This is a genomic window from Mycolicibacterium sp. MU0053, from assembly GCF_963378095.1.
GTDB classification, from domain to species: Bacteria; Actinomycetota; Actinomycetes; order Mycobacteriales; family Mycobacteriaceae; genus Mycobacterium; species Mycobacterium burgundiense.
The window spans coordinates 4,983,289-5,000,783 of record NZ_OY726397.1 but is presented as its reverse complement, the minus strand read 5'-3'; the positions used below and the strand labels follow the sequence as shown (position 1 = coordinate 5,000,783).

Sequence of the window (17,495 nt, the reverse complement as noted above, 5' to 3'; positions counted from 1 at the left end):
GATGACCCGAAACGGTGACGATGCCACCCTGACGCGCCGCGCCCTGGTTATCGCCGCAGCGACGATCGCTGCCGCGGCGAGCGTGCTCGGCCCCGCGCAGCCGGCCCACGCCGACACCGTCTCCAGCGGAGTCACCTATGCGGTGGTGCCGGATGTCCGCGCGGGAGTGAGCCCCAACGGCATCGGCACCTGGACGGTGAACTACGAGAAGGTCGCCGGTGGTGACCCCAAGGTCATGGACCCGATCAACCGAATCGTCGATGACGAGGCCGACGGCCAGGTGTGGTTGTCTGCCGCCAGCGCCAGCAAGACCTCGCCCTGGACGTTCCACGCGCAGGGTCGACTGCTGTTCCGGCCCATGACCATCTCGGCACTGTTCACGGGCCAGTACCACGCGACCGATTTGCCGAACATGCCGGTGGACACCGTGGCGACCCGGGTCTTCGATTCCCGCAGTGGGATTCAACTGGTCTGGGGCAACCTGTTTCGGGATCGGAAAGCGGGGTTGGCGCGGTTGTCCGAGCTGACCGAGCAGATCCTGCCGGCCAGCTACCCGCAGCCGCCGTTGGGTGGGTGGGCGCAGTACGGCCCGTCGATGGCACCGCTCGAGCGCAACTTCAAGTTCTGGATCCCCACCGCCGAGGGCATCGAATTGCATTTCCCGGACCGGCAATTCGGCCGCGGCCTGCGTGTGATCACCGTGCCGTGGGTGGGTGTCAGCGACCTGATCGCCCCGGAATTCGCCGCCATCACCAGTTGAGCACGTCATCGGGCCCACCAGGATTGCAGCCGGCGTTCATCAGCATGGTGTTGGTGACGACCGGCCGCCAGGGCTCCAGATTCCAGGTGCCCACCTTGCCCGGATTGGTGAAGGTGGCCAGTTGCCAGTGACAGAGGAACTGGTTCTGCATGGTCAGGGTGTTGGCGTCCGGCGCGTGCTGCAGCAGTTCGGCCCACGCGTCGTAGCTCTGTGCGCCGTTGGTGAACACGCCGGCCGCCGACCATCCCCACGCGGTGGGAAAGATCCGCAAGGTGGCGCGTTCGCCGTGGTACTCCCACGCGACGCGATCGATATAGCGCGGCGCATCGGGCGGGCGGTTGGGCCGCTGATCGGCGTGGGCCGGGCCGACGGCACCCACGGCCGCGAGGAGGATCGCCGCCGCTGCCGCCGTGCTCCGCAGGAACATTCGCGCTACCCCGTCAACCGATGGGCCATTGCAGGGCCTTGTGCTGCAGGTACTCCGCCAACCCGAACTCACCGAACTCCCGACCGATCCCGCTCTGTTTGTAGCCACCGAACGGGGAGGCCGGGTTCAGGCCGCCGCCGCCGCCGTTGATGACCACCATCCCGGTACGCAGTTGGCGTGCCACTGCGGCCGCGCGGACCGGGTCGACCGACCAGACCCCGCCGGCCAGTCCGTACCGGCTGTCGTTGGCGATCCGGACGGCGTCGGCATCGTCTTTGAACGGGATGACCACACCGACCGGTCCGAAGAATTCCTCCTGGGCGATCCGCATGCCGTTGTCGGCGCCGACGAACAGCGTGGGCTCCAGGTAGAAACCGCGTTCCAGGTGGGCGGGGCGCGCACCGCCGAAGGCGATCTCGGCGCCGTCCTCGACACCCGAGGCGATCAGTGCCTCCACCCGCCGGCGTTGCACATCCCGGATCAGCGGACCCATCACGGTGGCGGGGTCCGACGGATCGCCGACGCTGATGAAGCCGAGGATGCCGACGATCCGGGCGACCAGTTCGTCGTGTAGCGATTCGTGCACCAGGATCCGGGTGAGTAGCGCGCAGCCCTGGCCGGCGTGGGTGATGATGCCCGCCAACACACTTTCCATCACCTTGTCGAGGTCGGCATCCTCGAGAATGATGTTGGCGGACTTGCCGCCCAACTCGAGGACCACCTTCTTCACCGAATCCGCGGCCTGCGCGTAGACCTTGCGGCCGACGGCGTCGGAACCGGTGAAGCTGACAAGATCGACGTCGGGATGCTGGGTCAGGCGTTCCCCGGCCGCTATGTCGCCGGTGACGATGTTCAGGGCTCCTGGCGGCAACCCGGCAGCCTCGGCGACCTCCCCGAGCACCAGGGCCTCCAGCGGGGTGTACGGCGAGGACTTCAACACCGCGGTACACCCTGCCGCCAGCGCCGGACCCACCTTTGCGAGGTTCAGCAGGAACGGGAAGTTGAACGCGGTGATCAACGCGGCGACCCCGTAGGCTTCCCGCACCACCAAGCCCTGGCCGATGCCGTTGCCGACGATCGGCGGCACCGGTTCTTCGAACGCGAACTGCGGCAGCACCCGCTCGACCAGATCCCGGAAGTGGTCGATCGGTGTGCCGACCTGGAGGATGTCGGCGAGCATCCGCGTGGATCCGGCCTCGGCGATGTTCAGTTCCACCAACTCGTCGCGCCGGCGCGTGAGTTCGTCGGCCATCGCCGACAGGATGCGACCGCGTTCCGCGGGCTTCATCCGCGGCCAGGGGCCCTCGTCGAAGGCGCGCCGCGCGGCGCTCACCGCGGTGTCGATATCAGCCGGGCCTGCCTGGGGAACCTCAGCGATGGTCTCCTCGGTGGCCGGGTTGACCACCTCGATGGTTTCCTGGGTGTGGCCGTCGGTCCAGCCCCCGTCGATGAAGAGTTTGCGGGTGATCAACTGGGTGGTTGTCATCAAGTCTCCTAGTATCCGGGTTGAGTGGCATCATTTAGGTGATTGATGCCCAGAAGAACGGATGGCCGATGGCTGCGGTGAATCGTGCGGGTGACGCATCGAAACTGGTACGAGCGCCGAAAACCGCTGAGCTCATCGCGGATCAGCTGCGCAGCGGCATTGTCCGCGGCGTGCTGAAGAAGGGCGACTCGCTGCCCACCGAGGTGGAACTGGTCAAACAATTCGGCGTGTCCCGCCCGACGCTGCGCGAGGCGTTCCGCATCCTGGAGAGCGAGTCGTTGATCATCGTCCGCCGCGGTTCGCGGGGCGGTGTGCTGGTGTCCGCGCCGGAAACATCGGTTGCGGCAAGAGATTTCGGGCTGCTGCTGCAGATGTCGGGCACGACGCTCGCCGACGTGTACGACGCCCGAAAGGTTTTCGAGCCCGCGGCGGCGGAGATGCTGGCCCGACGCGCGACCGACGAGGACATCGCCGAACTCAAGGCCGCGGCGGGCGCGTTGGCGGCCCTGGTCAACGAGGGCACCGAGAGCGCCGACCTCGCGGAGTGGTCGGCGGCCACCTTCCGGTTCCACGACCTGATCCTGGAGCGTGCCGGCAACACCACCCTGGCACTGCTCGGCGCGGTGCTGCGCGAAGTCATCACCCGACACATGACGCGTGCGGTCGCCTCGACCACCGACCAGGCCGTGATCGAAAAGCAGTTCAAGAACACGCTCCGAACGTTTCGGAGGTTCATTGCGCTGGTGGAGGCCAAGGATGCCGAGGCGGCCAGGGACCTGTGGGCCGAGCACATGGACCGGGCGGGTCGGAAGATGCTGTGGGGCACCCTCGGCACCGAGACGGTGATCGACCTGTTCGCCTGACCGCACGCTCACCCGAGCACACCCTCCTCGCGTAAGACGCTGATCTCGTCCCAGTCCCAGCCGCAGTCCAGCAGGATCTCCTCGGTGTGTTGGCCGAGTTCCGGCGCCGGGCCCGCCGGTGTGCTCGGTACGCCGTCGAACTGATACGGCGGGGCAACGAGGTTGAACGGCCGCCCGTCCGCGCCGACCACCTCGGGCAGGAAACCGTTGTCGGCGACCTGCGGGCTGTCGCATACCTCCTCGAAAGTGGCCGCCGCAGACCACACGCCGGAGAAACCGGCCAAGGCCGCGCGCCACTGTTCCAGAGTGCGCTGACCGAAGGTCGCATCCAGTTCCGCGATGCAAACGGCCCGGTTGACGTAGCGGCCGGCCATATCTGCAAACCGGTCGTCGGTGGCGAGTTCCGGGCGACCGATGACCTCGCACAGCTCCGGCCAATACCGATCCGATTGCAGGCAAACCAGATTGATCCAGCGGTCATCGGCGGTGCGATACGTGTTGACAATGGGATTGGCGACCTGGTGCCGATACTGGCGCGGCAGTTCACCCGAGCCGGCGGCGACCGCGGCCAGATCGGGGCCCATGGTCCACATCCCGGTGCCCAACAGCGAAACGTCGACCTCGGCGCCCTCGCCTCGACGCTCCCGGCGGAATAGCGCCATCGCGACCGCGCCGGCGATCGCACTGGAGCCCTGCAGGTCGAAGAAGGCGGCCGGTTGGGCCGCCGGTTCGGCGGCGCCCGGTGCGGTCAGCTTGTTCTGCACCCCGGCGGCCGACCAGGCGGCGGCCGAATCGAATCCGCCGGCGTCAGCCATCGGCCCGATGCGGCCCCAGCCCGAGCCACGCACATAGATCAACCGCGGGTTCTCGGCCCGCAGTCGCTCGGCGTCGATGCCCAACTTGGCACGCACCTTCGGCAGGTAGCTGGTCAGGAACACGTCCGCGGTCTTGGCCAGCCGGAGCAGTGCGTCGATCCCGGCTTCCGAACGCAGGTCCAAGGTGATGCTGCGCTTGCCCCGGTTCGGTACCTGGAGAAAGGGATTCGGGCTCGAGTCATCGGCGTTGAGCGCATTGCGCAGAGCGCGTTGCGGGTCGCCGGTCGGCGGTTCGACCTTGATCACGTCGGCGCCGAGGTCGGCCATGATGGCCCCCGCGCCCGGGACGAACGTCCAGGCCGCGACTTCGATGACCCGGACACCGTCGAATGGTCCGATCACTGTTGGTTCTCCCGTTCCTGCCGCAGCTGCTCAGCGCACGGCTTGTAGGGCATCGCGCATGCGCGCGAAATGCTTTGGATGCCAGATGTCCTGGTCTTCCCCCCAACCGATCTGTCCGTCCAGGTCCCAGCGCATCAGCGCCGTGCTGCCGCCGCCTCGTTCACAGATGTGGCTGACCGCGAAACCCTCGACCTCCATTGCGCGACCGTGCAGATCGGCCAGCTGGACCTGCATGTGCGAACTCCAGCCGGTCTCGGGGTTGCGGTAGTTCTTCATTCGGCTCGCGGACTTGTCGAGCAGTTCGAATCGTCCGTCCCGCAGCAACCAGCCGTGATTGAGCGGCGACCAGCCCGCGACGTCGCCGTCCTGGACGCGGGCGAAGGCCAAGAATCCGAGGTCGGATCCGGAGTGGCCGAAGATGTACTGGATCCGGCCGCGACCCCGTTCTCGTTCGATCTCCCGCCACCGGGGTCCGCCGGGATGGCGGACCCGGGCTGCGGGGACGGCATCCGTGCCGGCCGGCTTGCTCGACGGCGGCCGGGGTTCTCCGCGTGGCGCCCAGGAGCGATCCCGAATCGAGTAGCAGTCCACCGGGATTCGTTCCCCGTCCAGCACCAGTTCGCCAGTGACGTGTCCGAGTTGGTCGAGGTGGGCGTGCTCCATGAAGGGCGGTTCACCGGGAGTGAAGCGACGCGGGTCGTGCACACCTTTGAAGTTCAGGTGTATTGCGAAATTTGCTGCAGCGTCGGTGAATTCGATCTGATAGTCGCGCAGCGGGCGGAGCATCTTCACACTGAAGCCCCCGCCGGGGATGGTGATGTCGCGGAGGTCGGGGGCGGGATCGGTGACCGGTTCGTCGGTGACCATACGGAAGTACCGCAGATTCTCGGGATCCGCGCCGCCAGCGTCCCAGACGTATACCCGCCAGGTGACGGTGCCGCGGTTGGTGTTGAACGTGGCGTGCAACCAACAGCCGATCTTGCGCTCTGGGATGTTGAATGACCACCACGTGGTCTCGGCCCAGTACGGGTTGTCATCGGGTGCCACGTGGAAGGCGTCGTCCGCGGGTCCGAACGGGGTGTCCGCGGTGATCTTGGTTGGCGGGGCCGCCGGGCCGGAAGGGGCTACAGGCACCATGGGGTCATCCTAACGTAAAGGATACTAATTTAGGGGATAGATAGACGTCAGACTCGGCGGCCGACTTCGGCCCAATAGCCGTCCCGGATCTGGCGTTTGACCAGCTTGCCCGACTCGGTGCGCGGCAGCGCCGAATCGAAATCCACCGTCCGTGGACACTTGAACTTCGCGAGGCGCTGCCGGCAATAGGCGATGAGTTCGTCGGCCAGTTCGGCCGACTGTTGAGCGTCGTCGAGCAGTTCGACCACGGCCTTGACCTGTTCGCCCCACTCCGGATCGGGGATGCCGATGACGGCGACGTCGGCCACCGCGGGGTGGCTCGCCAGGACACCCTCCACCTCGGCCGGGTAGATGTTGACCCCGCCGCTGATGATCATGTCCTTGGCCCGGTCGCAGATGAACAGGTAGCCGTCCTCGTCGAGGTAACCGACATCGCCGATGGTGAATGCGTCGCCGCGGTGCACGGCGGCGGTCAATTCGGCGTCGTTGCGGTACTCGAACCGCAGTCCGTCGGTGCGCTCGATGTACACATCGCCAATGGCGTTGGGCGGCAACTCCTGTCCCTCGCTGTCGAGGATCTTCACCCGGACGTTGCGGATCGGGCGGCCGACCGTCCCGGGCTTTTCCAGCCATCGGTGCGGCTTGGCCACGGTGGCCGGTCCCTCGGTGCCGCCGTAGGTCTCCCAGATCACCGGGCCCCACCAGGCCATCATGTCCTTCTTGACCTGACGCGGACACGGCGCCGCGGAGTGCACCACCGACCGCAGGCTCGACAAGGAGTACCGGGCCCGCACGCCCGGATCGAGTTTGAGCATCCGGACGAACTGCGTGGGGACCATGTAGGCGCTGGTCACCCGGTATTCGTCGATGGCGGCCAGGGTTTGCTCGGGATCGAACCTGCCGAGGATCGCCAGGGCCTGTCCGACGTTGAGGGCGCCCAGGTAGAAGCTCTGACAGCCGGCATGGTGCATGCCGGTCGAGACCAGATGCGCGCCGTCGAACGGTCGGAAGTCGAACGCCCGACCGAAGATCGCCATCGCGTTGGCGGCTTCCCCCGGGTCTTGGCCGCCGAGGGGTCGCATGATGCCCTTCGGCTTTCCGGTGGTGCCCGACGAGTACCGGATCGCATCACCCTGGGTCCGCCCGGGCGGGGGCGTGCTCGGCGCACCGGCCAAGAACTCCGATTCGGTGACAAATCCGTACGCGGCCGGCGGGGCGGCGCTCCCGCCGACAACGATCCGGATTCCGATGTCCTCGGGAAGGGCGGGGAACCGGTCGACAAAATCGGCATGGGAGATCAGGGCCGCCGCTTCCGAGTGGGCGAGGATCGATGCGAACTCCACTGTGGACAGATCGGTGTTGAGGGTGAGGTAGCGCAACCCGATCTCGGTGGTGGCCAACTGCCAGACCACGGCATCCACGTCGTTCGGCAGCGCGTAGGCCACCGCGTCGCCGGCTTTCAGGCCGCGGGTCAGCAGCGCATGGGCCGCTCGGTGTGCGGCGCCGGCCAACTCGGCGAAGGTCAGGGTCTGGCCACTGGGTGAGGCGACGATGGCGGGCGCCTCCGGGTGATCCTCGGCGATCCACCACACGCCGAGGCGCTGATCCCACGGATGCTGCATCCAACCTCCTAGCTCAATGAGATAGAACAGTATCCTTAATCGCGCGATCTGAACAGTTGTAGCGCGGGCCGGGCGGTGCCGGGCCGGTCAGGAGGGGGTGCGGCCGGTGATATTCAGGTGGGCACGCATCCGCATCAACGCCACTTCGGCGTCACCGGCCAGCAGGGCCTCGGTGATCTCGCGGTGCACCGGTTCCAGGGCCGCCGGCGCGGAGATCGCGCTGACCTGCGGGTTGCCGCTGGCCAGCTGCGAGAAGAACTGCCAGCCCAGCCGCATCGTGACGTGGTGAACGAGCTGCAAGGCCGGGTTGCCGGTGAGGCTGCCCAGTGTCGAGTGGAAGTCTTCGCCGCGACTGAACGCCAGCTCCGGGCCCTGCTCGGTTTCCGCGCGCAGCGAATGTTCGAGGCGTGCCGTCATGGTCTCGGCGGTCGCCGTGGAAGCGGTGTGGAGCCGGGCCGCTGCCCGTTCGATCACCGCCAATTCCAGACCCGTGCGCAGCTCGCTGATGTGGCGAACCTGCACTCCGCGCCGGCGCAGGAAAATGGCGATGACGTCGGCGAGTGCGGAGCTGTCCGGCTCGGCCACGAACAGCCCGCCCCCGGGTCCGCGCCGGGTGAGCGCGATCTGGTGGTACTCGAGGATGCGAATGGCCTCCCGCACCACGGCCCGGCTGGCCTGATGCCGTGCCATCAGCGCGGTCTCCGACCCGATGAAGGTGCCGGGTTTGGCGTCGGCCGTGACGATGTCGGTGAACAACTGCCGCGCCAACGCCTCGCCGCGTTTGTCGGTCAACGAGCCCGCGAGCGCCACCGCCGGATCGAGCCGCTGCACGGTGTCGGGCTGTCGTCGGATGAAGTCGGCCTCGGCGCTGAGGTGACGGCGCATCCGTTCCCGCGCGAGCCCGGGATCGTTGGCCAGGACGGCCCGGGCGATGGCGTCGTGCGCCCGGCACACCTCGTGGGCCATGTCGCTGGGCAGCGCCGCCTCGTCGGCGAAGTAGAAGTTGCTGACCTGGCTGAACGTTTCGACGAACAGCTCCAACACCGGATTTCCGGTCAGGGCGGCGACGTGGGCGTGTAGCAGACGGTAGTCACCGGCCGCACCGGCAGCCTCGCGTTCCAGGGTCGCGCGGAGCTCGGCGATGTCGTTTTCGCCGGCCCGCTGCGAGGCGATCTCGGCGGCCAGCTGCTCGAGGAGCATCCGGGTGTCGAAGATGTCGTCCAGGGTCGCGTCGACCCGCAGCAGGTAGATGATCGCGGGGCCGATCACGGCGTCGATATGGGGCTCGTCGATGACGAGGCCGCCGCCGGTACCGCGCCGCATGCGGGCCACCCGCTGGTGCTCCACCAAGCGCACCGCCTCGCGCAGCACGGCCCGACTGACGCCGTATCGCTCCAGCAGTTCGGCTTCGGAACCCAGGACGTGGCCGACCGGCCAGCCCAACTCGATGACGTCGGCGACAATCTGCTCGGCAGCTCGACCGGCCAGCTTGGCCTTCCGCGAATCGATGCGCGGAGCGATCATCTCCTGACTCACTCCGGTCACCGGTAAAGCGGTGGACCGTTGCGGCGCGGTGCGGCCCGCCGCTCCGCCAGGGGTGGGTTGCCGATGTGGGTGTAGGCCATGCCGTTCTGGAGGGCGGTCGACCGGGTCATGTCTAAAGATTCCCATATCGCGCGGATGGTGCCCTGTATCGCCTGCGGGCTGCGCGCTGCGATCTGCGTGGCGATGTCATTTGCCCGCTCCCACAGCTGGTCGCGGGCCACCACCTCGGAGACCAGTCCGATGCGCTGCGCAGTGGCCGCCGAGATGCGTTCCTCGGTGCCCATCAACGCCCAGCGCAGCACCTCCCCGAGCGGCACCCCGCGCTGCAACATGCCGATGGGTTCCAGCGCCGAGACGATGCCGCCGTTGGCATGCGGGTCGAAGAATGCGGCGTCGTCGGAGCAGATCACGATGTCGGACTCGTTGATCAGATACTGCGCTCCGCCGGCGGCCAATCCGTGTACCGCGGTGACCACGGGCTTCCAGCAGCGGTGCTGGATCTTCGGGGAGATGAGCAGGCCCGGGTCGAACGTGTTCCAGACATTCGTCTTGAAGAACCAGCTGCCGTCACCCTTGACATCGACGCCGGTGCAGAACGCCCGGTCCCCGGCGGCCCGCAACACCGCGACGTGGATGCCGTCGGTATCGCGCACCGTCCGCCATGCCCACGCCAGCTCCTCGGCCATCCGTCCCGAAATGGCGTTCAGCGCATCGGGGCGGTTCAACGTGATGGTCGCGACGTGCTCGTGGACATCGAATTCGATGGTCTCCAGCGAGTCCGGAGCCGGGGGTGCGCCTGGTGGTTCGGGGGTCAGTGCATCTTCAGGGGTAGCGGGAATCATGGAAATCAGTGTACTAATGAACCGACGCCGAAAGACGGGTAATGGCGGGAGCGCAAGGATGGGCAGTCTGGACCGATGTAGCGATACCGTGCGTGGCGTCCGTCGGAGGCCCGGCGGCAGTCCCAGTGGGCCGCGGCACGTCGAATCAAACCTGGATGGATGTGCGTGAGTTGGGGCGTCGATGGGAGTAACAATGTCGAAAAATATTGGCACACTGGAGAAAACCGATCTCGATACCCGCGAGATGCTCGACCACCCGCATGCGCGCTTCGCCTATCTGCGGGAGCACCATCCGGTGTCGTGGGCCACCGCGACCGGCCTGCTGCAGGGCAAGGGCGGCTATATGTTGACCCGCTACGACGACGTCCAGTTCGTCTTCAATGACGAGCGGTTCTCCACCGACGTCTTGAAGAACACGAATGCGGGCAAGTTCGTCTGGCTGTTGCCGCCGAGCCTGCGGATGCTCGCCCAGACCATGGTGTTCAAGGACGACCCCGACCACAAGCGGCTGCGCACCCTGGTGCACAAGGCCTTCACCCCGAAGCTGGTCTCCACCATGGCGCCGGATATCACCAAGATCGCCGAGAAACTTGCCGATGACATCGCGGCAAAACGCGATGTCGACCTGGTGCACGAGTACGCCATTCGGCTCCCGCTCGCGGTGATCGCAACCATGCTCGGCGTCGCCGACGAGGACCGGGACCAGTTCGCCTTCCTCGTGGAGAAGTTGGGAAGCCAGCAGGGCAACATGCTGCGGGGTGTCCCGACAGCGCGCAAGCTCGTCAAGCTGTTCGAGGCCCTCATCGACGCCCGGCGCCTGAATCCCGACGAGGGCCTGATCTCCGAACTGGTCCGTGCCAACGAGGGCGGTGACCGGCTCAGCCACAAAGAGCTCGTCTCCATGGTCTTCCTGCTGCTGCTGGCCGGACACGACACCACCGCCAACCTGATCGGCAACAGCGTGCTGACGCTCATCGAGAATCCCGATCAATTGGAACTGTTGCGACGTCAGCCTGAGCTGCTCGACTCCACCGCCATCGAGGAGCTGCTGCGGTTCACCTCGCCGGTTGCCGACGGCGCCGCGCGGTTCGCGTTGGAGGACATGGAGCTGCACGGGGTCTCGATCCCGAAGGGCGCGCAGGTGCTCGGCGCCATCACCTCGGCCAATCGTGACGAATCGGTGTTCGACGACCCGGAGTCGCTCGATCTGACGCGTAAACCCAATCGGCACTTGGCCTTCGCCTTCGGCATTCACTACTGCCTGGGCCACCAGCTGGCGCGGCTGGAGGGGCGCACGGCACTGGCCACGCTGCTCGAGCGCTTCCCCAACTGGGAACTCGCCACCGCGCCGGAGACCTTGCGGTACAAGCCCACGGTGTCGCTTCGAGGGTTGACCAGATTACCGATACGGATGTACTGAGATGAGCGGAAAGAACGACCGATGACACAGACCGAGCAGGCGCAGGACTTCGATCACGCGATCAAGGACGAGGACATCGAGCGGGCACAGCTGCTGCTCGGCATCGACGCGCCCATCAGTATCGACGAACACCACCGCGAGTTGAGCACCGACGCAATCCGCCAGTTCGCGATCGGCTACGGCGACGACAACCCGCTGTTCGTCGACCCCGAGTACGCGGCGAAGACTCGGTGGGGCGGACCGATCGCGCCCCCGATGATTCACTGCGCACTGTCGCGCAAGATGCTCGGTGACCCGATTCCCGAGGATATCCGCAAGGCCACCCGCGGACTGTTTTCCGGTGTACACCTTTTCGTGTCCGGGCAGGACACCGAATGGTTTCTGCCCGTGCGGCCCGGCGATCAATTGTTCGGATTCGGCGGCATGGAGACCACGCAGGTCAAGAACAGCGAGTACGCCGGCCGCTCCGTCATCCGGATCCGGCGCGCGGTGCGCATCAACCAGCGCGCCGAGGTCGTCGCGATCGAGCGGACCATCCTAATCGCCACCGAACGCAAGAAGTCCCGGGAGCGCGGCAAGTACATGGACCTCACGGCCGCGACCTACACCGATGAACAGATCGCGGAGATCGACGAGATCTATGCGGCCGAGGGCCCCCGCGGGGCCGAACCGCGCTACTACGAGGACGTCCAGATCGGCGAGGCGCTGCCGAAGATGGTCAAGGGTCCGCTGACCCTCACCGACATGATCAGTTTCCACGCCGGGGGATACGGCTTCGGTCCCTATGGAATCGGCGGCGCGCGAGTCGGTTACAAGAATCGCCAGCGGGTCCCCAAGTTCTACATCAAGAATGCGGCCGGAATTCCGGACGTCGCCCAACGACTGCACTGGGAGAACGAGTGGTCGCAGTCGATCGGCAACCCAATGGCCTACGACTACGGTGTCATGCGCGAATGCTGGTTGACCCACTACCTCACCGACTGGATGGGCGACGACGGCTGGCTGGTGCGCCAGCACGACGAGATGCGTAAGTTCAACTTCATCGGTGACACGCAGTTCATCACCGGTGAAGTGGTCGCCAAGCGCGTCGAAAACGGGAACGCCGTAGTCGATGTGGAGTTCCGTGCGACCAGCCAACGCGGCGAGGTCACCGCGCCGGCCACCGCGACCGTGGCGCTGCCGAGTCGCGAGTACGGTCCGGTGGTGCTCCCGCAGCCCGATGCGGACCTGCGCCGCAAGGCCGCGGCAATGATGGCGCGGCACAACGAATTGTCCCGCGGTAAGCCGCGGTGACGCAGGCCGGCATGGGCGCGGCCCAGACCCTGGACACCGGCACCGACACGGTGCTGGCCGAGACCATCGACGGCGTCGGGGTCATCACGTTGAACCGGCCGCAGCGTCGTAACGCCCTGCACGTCGAGATGTATGCCGCGGTGCCCGCATTGTTGCAGCGATTTGCCGACGACGACGGCGTCGGGGCCGTGGTGATCACCGGGGCCGGCGGTGCGTTCTGCGCCGGTGGCGACGTGCGCGACGGCGGTTCGGCCAAGCTGGTGTCCACCGGTGATCCGGAGGAGTTGGTGCGATCCCGCGCCGAGTTGTTGACCGAGCATGCCCGAATGGTCACGCTGTTGCATGCGATGCCGAAGGTGACGATCGCGGCGCTGCCGGGTGCCGCTGTCGGTGCCGGGATGAGCATTGCCTTGGCCGCGGACCTGCGGATCGCCGCCCGTTCGGCCCGGTTGGTGCCCGGCTGGTCGAAGCTGGCATTCTCCGGCGATTTCGGCGGGGCATGGTTCCTGACCCGGCTGGTCGGACCCGCCAAGGCCTTGGAGCTGTTGATCGGTGACAGTCCGATCGACGCCGCCGCCGGTACCGAACTGGGCCTGTTCAACCGGGTTGTCGAGGACAGCGAGTTGCCCGCGGCCACCCTGCGGTGGGCCGCCCAGATCGCCGCCGGGCCCACCTATGCTTTTGCGGGGACCAAGGCCAACATTCTGGACGCGCACCGGCTTTCGCTCGAGGAGGCACTGCGCCAGGAAAGCGAGCGGATGGTCCGCAGCGGAATGACCCAGGAACATCGAGACGCGGTCCAGCGATGGCTGGCCAACGCGGCCAAGACCGGTGGCAAACGTGAGCGCTGACAACACCGCGCCGCGGCCGGGGATTCCCGACGACCTGAGGCAATGGATCCGCGAGGTCACCGGTGCGCACCAGGTCGCCGTCAAGCAGGTATCCGGCGGTGCCAGCCGACAGGCGTGGTTCGTCGATGCGGACACCGACACCGGCCGCCAGGAGCTGTTCCTGCGGTACGACCCCCGAGAGTCGCCGGCCGGCAGCGCGTTTCACCCGTTGCAGGTGGAAGCCGAGATCATCGCCGAACTGCACCGGCACGGCATACACGTGCCGCGGGTACTGGCCGCTCATCCCGTCGTCCAGGCCGTATTGATGGACCGCGTTGGCGGCGAGACCTGGTTCCGGTTGATCAAAGACCCCGACGAACAAGTGCGCACCGCTCAGGATTTCATCACCAAACTGGCTGCGTTGCATCGCATCGACGCGGACGAGTTACGCATCGAGAGCCTCGGAACCGCCGGCCCGGTGCCCGGGCATGTGCGTGCCGAGATCGCGGCAATGCGTGAGCGCGTCGACAAGTACGGCAAACCCGCACCGCTGCTCCGGTTCTGCATCGATTGGCTCGAGCGCAACGTCCCCGGTTACGACGGCCCGACGGTACTGGTCCAGGGCGACACCGGACCGGGCAACTTCATGTACGCCGACGGTGCGGTGACCGCGATAGTCGACTGGGAGCTGGCGCATTTCGGCGACCCCATGGACGATATCGCCTGGCTGTCGCTGCGCACCGTGCAGGACACGTTCACCGACTTCCCCGCTCGGCTCGCCGAGTACGAACAGCTCTCGGGCCATCGCATCGATGAGGACCGGGTCTGGTACTACCGGCTGTTCGCCGAGACCCGACTGGCCTCGATGAGCCCGGGGACCGTCGACGTCCGGGCCTCGGCCCCGCCCGGCTCGCCGGACGCGGGCAACAGCCTCATCTACGGCATGCTGCACCGGCGCCTACTGGTGGAGGCCCTGGCCCATGTGGTCGGCATCCCCGACGTACCCGTCGAACTGCCCGACGACGACCACCGCTCGGACTACTCGTCGGTCTACGATGCCACCGCGGCCGCGCTGTCCGGGGCCGCGGCGAGATCCGAGGACGCGTTGGCCGTGCGCTACGTCAAGGGCGCAGCGCGGCTGGTGAAGTTCCTCGCCGAGGTGGATCGCGTCGGCGCCGAGGTCGATGCCGCCGAGATCGCGGAGTTGGCAGGGTATTTGGGAACACCACCGGAATCGGTGTCGGGGGGCCGCGCGGCCCTGGCGGAGCTGGTCGGCCGCGGAGAGTTGGCCGAGCGCGACTATGTCGCCCAACTGTGGCGCGGCATCAAGCGCGACGACTACCTGACCCGCACGGCCTCCGGCGCCTTGCGAAGCCGAACCTGGCCGCCGCTCCAGCACCGCATCGAAGGAGATCAGGACCGTTGGGTATCGCAATCGCTGAAGACCACCGCGAACTAGCCGGAATCGTCCGGGCGTTCTTGGACGCGCGGGGGGCGCGGGCTGCCGCCCGTAACCTGCTCGATGCCGAGGCCGAACAGCGACCGGACTTCTGGTCTGAGGTGGCCGGGCTGGGCTGGCTGGGTCTGCACGTGACCGAGGAGTACGGCGGCACGGGTTTCGGCCTGCCAGAACTGGTGGTCGTGGTCGAAGAGTTCGGACGTGCGGTTGCGCCGGGACCATTCGTCCCCACCGTGATGGCCTCGGCGATCATCGCGGCCGTCGGCAGCGACGAGCAGCGGGCGCGCTGGTTGCCCGGCCTCGTCGACGGCACGGTGACCGCCGGCGTCGGTCTGAACGCCAACGTCAGCGCCGACGGCGATCGCTGTTCGGGTGACGGCGCGGTGGTCCTCGGCGCCGGGCTGGCCGATCTGGTGCTGGTGACCGTGGGTGACGACGTCGTGGTCCTCGACGCCCGCGCCGACGGGCTCACCGTCGAGGTCCCGGCCAACCTGGACCCCACCCGGCGATCGGGTCGGGTCAGCTTCGCCCAGGTGGAACTCGTGCCCTCCGCCATCATCACCGGTGGTGCGGCGGTGGCCGTCGCGGTGGCTCGGACCATCGCTGCGGCCGAAGCCGTTGGCGGAGCGCAGGATTGCCTGGAGTCCGCTGTGGAGTACGCGAAGGTGCGGGAGCAGTTCGGCCGCACCATCGGTACCTTCCAGGCGATCAAGCACCACCTGGCCAACATGTTGGTGGCGGCGGAATCGGCGACCGCGACGGTATGGGACGCGGCGCGGGCGGCCGCGGCCGGTGCTGCCGCCGAGCAGGAGTTCGAGCTGATGGCCGCCGCGGCTGCGACGCTCGCATTCGACGCCTACGTGCACAACGCCGAGCTGAACATCCAGGTGCACGGGGGCATCGGGTTCACCTGGGAGCACGATGCGCACCTGCAGTTGCGGCGCGCGTTGACGGTGCGCGGCCTCTTCGGTGGACGACTGGCCCCGGCCGATGTCTTCGAGCTGACGTGCAAGGGTGTGGTGCGGGGCAACTCGATCAACCTGCCGCCGGAAGCCGAGCAGTTGCGCAGCGAGATCCGGCGCGAGGTCTCGTCGTGGGCCGACCTCGACGAAGCACAGGTGCGGGCCCGGTTGATCGAGACCGGATTCCTGATGCCGCACTGGCCGAGGCCGTGGGGTCGGGCCGCGGACGCGGTGGAGCAGCTCGTCATCGAGCAGGAGATGGCCGCTGCCGACATCAAACGACCCGATCTGGGCATCACCAGTTGGACGGTGTTGACCCTGATCCAGCACGGCAGCCAGGAACAGATCGACCGGCTCGTCGAGCCCGCGTTGCGTGGCCGGCAGGTGTGGTGTCAGTTGTTCTCCGAGCCCGGCGCGGGTTCCGACGCGGCCGCGGTGAGCACGAAAGGTGTTCGCACCGACGGCGGTTGGGTTGTCAACGGCCAGAAGGTCTGGACCAGCGGTGCGCAGTACTGCCAACTCGGCCTCGCCACGGTGCGCACGGATCCGGGGGCATCCAAACATGGCGGCATCACGATGATGATCATCGATATGGCTGCCCCTGGCGTCGAGGTGCGCCCACTGCGCCAGATCACCGGCGCCGCCGAGTTCAACGAGGTGTTCCTCACCGATGTCTTCGTGCCCGACGATGATGTGGTCGGCGCGGCAGGTGACGGCTGGCGGATCGCTCGTGCCACCTTGGGCAACGAGCGGGTCAGTATCGGTGGCGGCGGGGTCTCGGCCAGCCGTGGAGCCGTGGCCGCCATCGCCGAGGCGACCCAACGGTACGGTGAGCGCGTCGCGGGTTCCGTGGAACGGGCCGGCCGATTCCTGGCCGACGAGCATGCCCTGCGCCTGCTGAATCTGCGTCGGGTCGCCCGCAGTGTGGCCGGCGCCGAACCGGGACCCGAAGGCAACGTGACCAAACTGCTGATCGCCGACCACGTGGTGGACCGCGCCGGACTGACCGCGGAGTTGTTCGGTGCCGACGTCGCACTGCTGACCGCCCCGGCGAAGGTGTCCGGACTGCTGGTACTCGGCGCCCGCGGCATGACGATCGCCGGCGGTACGTCCGAGGTCACCCGCAATCAGATCGCCGAACGCATCCTCGGCCTACCGCGCGACCCGCTGCTCAAGTGAGTCTGGGATGGGTCAGGACAGCGGGGAGAAGACCGGGACGAACACCGCGCCCTGTTGCTCGAATCCCACCTTGACCCGCATCCCCGTCGTCACCGCGTCGGGGTCGCAGTCGACGATGTTGGTCACCAACCGCAGATCGTCCTGCTCGTCGAGTTCGACGAGTGCGATCACGAAAGGCGTTGGGACTTCGGGGTGGAACTGTTGCTGAGCCACGGTGAACGTGAACACCGTGCCGCAACCGGAGACCGCGACGAACTCCGGCGCCGTCCCGCAGTCCCGACAGTGCGGCCGCGGCGGATGCAGGTACTTCCGGCAGGAGGGGCAATGGGCGATACGTAGTTCCCCGGCCGCGCCGGCCGTCCAGAACGGCCGCGACCATTCGTCGAGTTCGGGAAGTGTCCGCGGGATCGAAACGGGCAATTCGGGCGATTGAGTCACGATCTATAGAGTACA

At 67.2% G+C, this 17,495-nt stretch carries 15 protein-coding genes; 7 read left to right on the top strand and 8 right to left on the bottom strand.

Translation table 11 applies throughout. From position 1 onward, the window contains the following. Window position 1 precedes the first annotated feature (1 nt). A complete protein-coding gene (locus RCP80_RS23760; RefSeq protein WP_308480018.1) occupies window positions 2-760 on the top strand; it encodes a DUF3298 domain-containing protein in 759 nt (252 codons plus the stop codon). Here the strand turns inward: RCP80_RS23760 and RCP80_RS23755 are convergent. Next, on the bottom strand, window positions 750-1,187 hold the full coding sequence (locus RCP80_RS23755) for a DUF2599 domain-containing protein (RefSeq protein WP_308480017.1): 438 nt from the start codon (window positions 1,185-1,187) through the stop codon (window positions 750-752). The genes RCP80_RS23760 and RCP80_RS23755 overlap by 11 nt on opposite strands. Before the next feature lie 13 nt (window positions 1,188-1,200). Beyond that, complete coding sequence (locus RCP80_RS23750) at window positions 1,201-2,673, bottom strand: aldehyde dehydrogenase family protein (RefSeq protein ID WP_308480016.1); 1,473 nt, start codon at window positions 2,671-2,673, stop codon at window positions 1,201-1,203. 68 nt (window positions 2,674-2,741) lie between these two features. Here RCP80_RS23750 and RCP80_RS23745 point away from each other — a divergent pair, with 68 nt between their 5' ends. Next, complete coding sequence (locus RCP80_RS23745; protein WP_308480015.1) at window positions 2,742-3,536, top strand: FadR/GntR family transcriptional regulator; 795 nt, start codon at window positions 2,742-2,744, stop codon at window positions 3,534-3,536. Between the two features lie 8 nt (window positions 3,537-3,544). Here RCP80_RS23745 and RCP80_RS23740 read toward each other — a convergent pair whose 3' ends face one another. The 5 genes from RCP80_RS23740 to RCP80_RS23720 all read right to left on the bottom strand — a co-directional run bounded on the left by RCP80_RS23740 (window position 3,545) and on the right by RCP80_RS23720 (window position 9,899). Further along, window positions 3,545-4,753, bottom strand: a complete 1,209-nt coding sequence (locus tag RCP80_RS23740) for a CaiB/BaiF CoA transferase family protein (protein ID WP_308480014.1) — start codon at window positions 4,751-4,753, stop codon at window positions 3,545-3,547. Between the two features lie 30 nt (window positions 4,754-4,783). Continuing rightward, on the bottom strand, window positions 4,784-5,890 hold the full coding sequence (locus RCP80_RS23735) for a DUF7064 domain-containing protein (protein ID WP_308480013.1): 1,107 nt from the start codon (window positions 5,888-5,890) through the stop codon (window positions 4,784-4,786). 47 nt (window positions 5,891-5,937) lie between these two features. Continuing rightward, the gene (locus RCP80_RS23730) at window positions 5,938-7,512 is read right to left on the bottom strand and encodes an AMP-binding protein (RefSeq protein WP_308480012.1); all 1,575 of its coding nucleotides are present in this window, start codon (window positions 7,510-7,512) and stop codon (window positions 5,938-5,940) included. An 87-nt stretch (window positions 7,513-7,599) separates the two neighbouring features. Beyond that, on the bottom strand, window positions 7,600-9,057 hold the full coding sequence (locus RCP80_RS23725; RefSeq protein WP_308480011.1) for a FadR/GntR family transcriptional regulator: 1,458 nt from the start codon (window positions 9,055-9,057) through the stop codon (window positions 7,600-7,602). Then, window positions 9,054-9,899 carry an enoyl-CoA hydratase/isomerase family protein gene (locus tag RCP80_RS23720; protein WP_308480010.1) on the bottom strand — a complete coding sequence of 282 codons (846 nt, stop codon included), beginning with the start codon at window positions 9,897-9,899 and terminating at the stop codon, window positions 9,054-9,056. Before RCP80_RS23720 ends, RCP80_RS23725 begins: the two co-directional genes overlap by 4 nt. Before the next feature lie 193 nt (window positions 9,900-10,092). On the opposite strand from RCP80_RS23720, the gene RCP80_RS23715 reads away from it, so the two are divergent. Genes RCP80_RS23715 through RCP80_RS23695 form a run of 5 tightly spaced genes read left to right on the top strand, consistent with a single transcriptional unit; the run spans window position 10,093 to window position 17,042 of the window. Next, a complete protein-coding gene (locus tag RCP80_RS23715; protein ID WP_308480009.1) occupies window positions 10,093-11,319 on the top strand; it encodes a cytochrome P450 family protein in 1,227 nt (408 codons plus the stop codon). 21 nt (window positions 11,320-11,340) lie between these two features. Further along, a complete protein-coding gene (locus RCP80_RS23710) occupies window positions 11,341-12,612 on the top strand; it encodes an FAS1-like dehydratase domain-containing protein (RefSeq protein WP_308480008.1) in 1,272 nt (423 codons plus the stop codon). Then, window positions 12,609-13,463 (top strand): enoyl-CoA hydratase/isomerase family protein, encoded by an 855-nt coding sequence (locus tag RCP80_RS23705; RefSeq protein ID WP_308480007.1) that lies wholly within the window; start codon window positions 12,609-12,611, stop codon window positions 13,461-13,463. Before RCP80_RS23710 ends, RCP80_RS23705 begins: the two co-directional genes overlap by 4 nt. Next, window positions 13,453-14,901: a phosphotransferase family protein gene (locus RCP80_RS23700; protein WP_308480006.1), complete on the top strand. Its 1,449-nt coding sequence runs from the start codon at window positions 13,453-13,455 to the stop codon at window positions 14,899-14,901. Before RCP80_RS23705 ends, RCP80_RS23700 begins: the two co-directional genes overlap by 11 nt. After that, window positions 14,865-17,042 carry an acyl-CoA dehydrogenase family protein gene (locus RCP80_RS23695; RefSeq protein ID WP_308480005.1) on the top strand — a complete coding sequence of 726 codons (2,178 nt, stop codon included), beginning with the start codon at window positions 14,865-14,867 and terminating at the stop codon, window positions 17,040-17,042. Before RCP80_RS23700 ends, RCP80_RS23695 begins: the two co-directional genes overlap by 37 nt. Before the next feature lie 12 nt (window positions 17,043-17,054). On the opposite strand, the gene RCP80_RS23690 is transcribed toward RCP80_RS23695, so the two are convergent. Then, a complete protein-coding gene (locus RCP80_RS23690; protein ID WP_308480004.1) occupies window positions 17,055-17,480 on the bottom strand; it encodes a Zn-ribbon domain-containing OB-fold protein in 426 nt (141 codons plus the stop codon). Between the last annotated feature and the right edge of the window lie 15 nt (window positions 17,481-17,495).